This is a genomic window from Stenotrophomonas capsici (assembly GCF_034961085.1).
Classification (GTDB): Bacteria; Pseudomonadota; Gammaproteobacteria; order Xanthomonadales; family Xanthomonadaceae; genus Stenotrophomonas; species Stenotrophomonas capsici.
Genome location: NZ_JAYFUH010000228.1, coordinates 1 through 4,242 on the forward strand (window position 1 = coordinate 1; position 4,242 = coordinate 4,242).

Below are 4,242 nucleotides of genomic sequence, written 5' to 3' on the forward strand. Positions count from 1 at the left end.
CGAACGCGCGCACCGCGCCCTGACCTCCGCCGGCCAGGACTTCGTGCTCACGCCCGAGGAGCTGTATGGAACGCGCATCGTCTCGGCCGGCGCGGTGGCACTGTTCCTCGGGCTGGTGGTGGTGCTGCTGGGCAAGGCCAGCGTTGGCGCACTGTTCTTCTGCCTGCTGTTCGGCCTGCCGCTGGGCTGGATGTATCCCACGCTGTGGCTGGGCGAGCGCCGCAAGGTCCGTACCAAGTACGTGGTGCGCGACCTGCCGGTGTTCCTGGACTTCATCACCATGGGCGTGGAGGCCGGCCTGAACATCTCCGGCTCGATCGAGCAGTCGGTGCAGCGTGGTCCGCCGGGCCCGCTGTCGCAGGAATTCTCGCGCATGCTGCGCGACATGCGTGCCGGTCTGCCGCGTGCCGAGTCGCTGCGGCGCATGGCCGACCGCATGGACATCTCGCAGGTCACCAGCTTCACCAGCTCGCTGATCCAGGCCGACAAGGTCGGCGCCAACCTCAGCGACACCCTGCGCGCACAGGCCAACCAGCGCCGCGAAGAGCGCTTCCTGCGCGCCGAGAAGCTCGCGCTGGAAGCACCGGTGAAGATGATGCTGCCCCTGGTGATGTTCTTCTTCCCGCTGATCTTCGTGGTGCTGGCGTACTTCATCTACCTGCAGATGAAACAGCAGGGGATCCTGTGAAGACCCTGGCCCTGTATCGCGGCACGGATTGCCTGGTACCGCAGGTGCTGCACGCGCGTGCCTGGTACCGGCGCCTGTTCGGCCTGCTGGTGCTGCCGCGCCTGCGCAAGGGCCAAGGCCTGTTGATCGAACCCTGCGCCAGCGTGCACACGCTGGGCATGCGCTACCCGCTGGACCTGCTGTTCCTGTCCCGTGACGGCCAGGTGCTGGGTTGGCGCGAGTCCGTGGCGCCCTGGCGCGCGGCCTCGCAACGCGGCGCGCGCAGCACACTGGAACTGCCCGCCGGTACGCTTGCCGCGTTCTCGCTGCGCGTGGGCGAGCAACTGCATTGGCACCCCGTTCCCGACGCTGCCCCGGTCCCCGCGGCCGATGGAGGCCTGCAATGAACCCCCTGCGCACCCCACCCCGCCGCCAGTCCGGGCAATCGCTGGTCGAGTTCTGCATCGTCGTGCCGGCATTCCTGTTCCTGATCCTGGTGACCTTCCAGCTGGTGCTGATCTACCGCGCCAAGACCACCCTGGATTACGCCGCCTTCCAGGCCGCGCGTGCGGGGGCCGTCAACGGCGTGGACCATGCCAAGATGCGCAACGCCTTGGCCTTCGGCCTGACCCCGCTGCTGGCCACCTCACCGGACGCAGCGGGTGTCGCCCGTGCCCGCGCCAACGCCGAGCTGGAGACCCGCCTGTTCGCCGACATCGAGGTCATCGCGCCGACCCGCGCGGCCTTCAACGAATTCCGCGAACGACAGTACGACGGCCGCTACGCGCTACCCAACGACAGCCTGGCGTTCCGCGACAACCGCGTGGGCGGCAGCCAGGTCAACGTGCAGGATGCCAACCTGCTCAAGATCAGGGTGACCTACAAGCTGCCACTGATCGTGCCGTTCGCCGACCGTGTCATCGCCGGCCTCTCCTCGCTGCTGACCGAAGGCGAGAGTTACCATCCGGCCCCGATGCTGATCGAGGAACCGGTCAGCGGCCACCGCCGCCTGCCGATCGAGTCCTACGCCGTGGTCCGCATGCAGACGCCCATCTATGACAGCAGCCGCCTTGCGCGTTGATCGTCGCGCCGTGTGGATGGCACTGCTGGCCGTGTCCGCGGCCGGTGTCGCGCAGGCACAGCCGCAAGGCATGCAGGCACGCATCGAGGCGACCGTCGAGGGCTACGGCAACCTGGCGCCCCGCGGCACCGACAAGCCGATCCGGCTGACCCTGCGCACCGCCGCCGAAGGCATGCGCGCCGACTTCCATTTCGATACCGGCGGTTCGGACGTCTACCTGCTCAAGCGCAACGACGAACCGCGTGCATGGTGGATCAGCGCGCAGGGGCGTTACATGATCCCGGCCAATGACGCCAGCGGCCCGTACTGGTATGACGTGCAACGGCCCTGCGACAACGTGCAGGGCCGTTGCACACCGGCACAGGGCCAGTTCATCGCCGGGCGCCTGGCCAAGGGCGTGAACTATGACCACGCCCGCCATGGGCCCGACGGCACCACCCGTGGCACCTTGTGGATAGACAGCGAGACCGGGCTGCTGCTGGCCTACCGCGGCACCCACGGAAACCGTCAGGACAGCCGCAGCTTCCGTGCCTCGCGGGTGGATTACGAACCGCTCGACGCAGCGGCGTTCGCCAAGCCCACGACATTGCACGTCCCCAAGGGCATGACCGACTGAGGCCACCACCGGCCCACGCGCCTGCCGACTCACTATGATGGGGCCCACTCCCCTGGTTCGAACGGTGTTTCCCGCAGATGCGTATCCTGATCCTTGGCGCCGGTGGCACCGGCGGTTACTTCGGCGGCCGCCTGGCGCAGGCCGGCGTTGATGTCACCTTCCTGGTGCGGGCCAACCGCGCCGCGCAGCTCGACCGCGATGGCTTGGTGATCCGCAGCCCGTTGGGTGATGCGGCGTTCCCGGTCGCACACGTCACCGCCGAGGCGCTGCCGGAACTGGCCCGACAGCGCCCCTTCGACCTGGTCATCCTGAGCTGCAAGGCCTATGACCTGGACAGCTCGATCGATGCCATCGCGCCGGCGGTGGGCCCGGAGACCACGGTGTTGCCGATCCTCAATGGCCTGCGCCACTACGCGGCGCTGGACGCGCGCTTCGGCCGCGACCGGGTGCTGGGCGGGTTGTGCTTCATCAGTTCGACCAAGGCCGGGGACGGCGCAGTGCTGCACCTGGACAAGCCGGCCAAGCTGACCTTCGGCGAGCGTGATGGCGGTGCCGCCAGCGCGCGCGTCGCGGCATTGGCCGCGGCCTGCGCCCAGGCCGGCATCGACCATGTCGCCTCCGAGGACATCGCACGCGAGCAATGGGTGAAGTACACCTTCCTGGCCACGCTGGCGGCCGGCACCTGCCTGATGCGGGGTGACGTCGGCAGCATCGTCGCCACCGACCACGGCACCGCATTGATGCAGGCGCTGTACGCCGAATGCCTGGCGGTGGCCGCGCACGCCGGCCAGCCAATCCCGTCGACCGCCCAGCAGATCGCGCTGGGGGTGGTGACCAAGGCCGGCTCGCCGATCAAGGCCTCGATGCTGCGCGACCTGGAAGCCGGCCAGCGGGTGGAAGCGGCGCACATCGTCGGCGACATGCTCGACCGCGCGTGCGCCGCCGGGCAGGCCGCCCCGCTGCTGCAGGCTGCCTACTGCCACCTGCAGGTCTACCAGGCGCAGCGCGGCGATTGAACCGCGTGCTCAGCCCGGCAGGCGAAAGAACGCACGCGTGGCGGCGGTGGCGTTGGCAGCGGTGACGGCCACGTCTTCGCCACGGTCGCGCGCCAGTTCCTCTACGATATGCGACAGGAACGCCGGCTCGTTGCGGCGGTTCTTGGGCATCGGCTTGAGCGTGCGCGGCAGCAGGTAGGGCGCGTCGGTCTCGATCATCAGCCGCTCGGCCGGGATGTGCTTGACCAGCTCGCGCAGGTGCGCGCCACGGCGTTCGTCGCACAGCCAACCGGTGATGCCGATGTAGTAGTCGCGGTCCAGGTAGTCGAACAGCTCGCGGCGCTCGGCAGTGAAGCAATGCACCACCGCCGGGCCGAGCCGGCCGTCGAAGTTCTTCATCATCGCGATGAAGTCATCGTGGGCGTCACGCTGGTGCAGGAACAGCGGCTTGGCGGTGTCCACGGCGATCTGCAACTGGCGTTCGAAGGCCTTGCGCTGCGCCGGGCGCGGCGAGAAATCGCGGTTGTAGTCCAGCCCGCATTCGCCCACCGCCACCACTTCCGGGTGCACGTGCAGCGCGCGCATCTCCGCATCGCACTCATCGGTGTATTCACTGGCATGGTGCGGGTGCACGCCGGCGGTGGCGTACAGGAAGCCGGGGTGGCGTCGCGCCAGTTCCAGTGCCTGCGGTGAATGCTCGCGGCTGGCGCCGGTGACCACCATCTGCACCACGCCGGCGGCGCGGGCGCGCTCCAGCACCGCGCCAAGGTCGCGTTCGAAGGAATCGTGGGTGAGGTTGGCGCCGATGTCGATCAGTTGCATGGAGCGGGAACGGAAAAGCAGTGAAGGCGGCCATTGTAGTCGTTGTGCCGGGAGCACTAGC

General features: G+C 68.6%; 6 protein-coding genes. 5 read left to right on the forward strand and 1 reads right to left on the reverse strand.

What is annotated here, in order from left to right; genetic code table 11:
• The 5 genes from VA603_RS11870 to panE all read left to right on the forward strand — a co-directional run.
• Nucleotides 1-688 (forward strand): type II secretion system F family protein (locus VA603_RS11870; protein ID WP_323438972.1); only part of this gene is annotated, 688 nt, incomplete at its 5' end.
• Nucleotides 685-1,074, forward strand: a complete 390-nt coding sequence (locus tag VA603_RS11875; protein ID WP_192287052.1) for a DUF192 domain-containing protein — start codon at nt 685-687, stop codon at nt 1,072-1,074. The genes VA603_RS11870 and VA603_RS11875, both read left to right, overlap by 4 nt.
• Nucleotides 1,071-1,748 carry a TadE/TadG family type IV pilus assembly protein gene (locus VA603_RS11880; RefSeq protein ID WP_323438973.1) on the forward strand — a complete coding sequence of 226 codons (678 nt, stop codon included), beginning with the start codon at nt 1,071-1,073 and terminating at the stop codon, nt 1,746-1,748. The genes VA603_RS11875 and VA603_RS11880 overlap by 4 nt, the downstream gene beginning before the upstream one ends.
• Nucleotides 1,738-2,364: a hypothetical protein gene (locus VA603_RS11885; protein WP_323438974.1), complete on the forward strand. Its 627-nt coding sequence runs from the start codon at nt 1,738-1,740 to the stop codon at nt 2,362-2,364. Before VA603_RS11880 ends, VA603_RS11885 begins: the two co-directional genes overlap by 11 nt.
• 77 nt (nt 2,365-2,441) lie before the next feature.
• Nucleotides 2,442-3,380, forward strand: coding sequence for a 2-dehydropantoate 2-reductase (gene panE / locus VA603_RS11890; RefSeq protein ID WP_323438975.1), 939 nt, complete (start codon nt 2,442-2,444; stop codon nt 3,378-3,380).
• 9 nt (nt 3,381-3,389) lie between these two features.
• On the opposite strand, the gene VA603_RS11895 is transcribed toward panE, so the two are convergent.
• Nucleotides 3,390-4,181, reverse strand: coding sequence for a TatD family hydrolase (locus VA603_RS11895; RefSeq protein WP_323438976.1), 792 nt, complete (start codon nt 4,179-4,181; stop codon nt 3,390-3,392).
• Nucleotides 4,182-4,242: the final 61 nt, after the last annotated feature.

Bases quoted from the DNA above. Each gene is read 5' to 3' on its own strand.
- VA603_RS11880 (WP_323438973.1), top strand. From the start codon at position 1,071: ATGAACCCCCTGCGCACCCCACCCCGCCGCCAGTCCGGGCAATCGCTG.
- panE (WP_323438975.1), top strand. From the start codon at position 2,442: ATGCGTATCCTGATCCTTGGCGCCGGTGGCACCGGCGGTTACTTCGGC.
- VA603_RS11895 (WP_323438976.1), bottom strand. From the start codon at position 4,181: ATGCAACTGATCGACATCGGCGCCAACCTCACCCACGATTCCTTCGAA.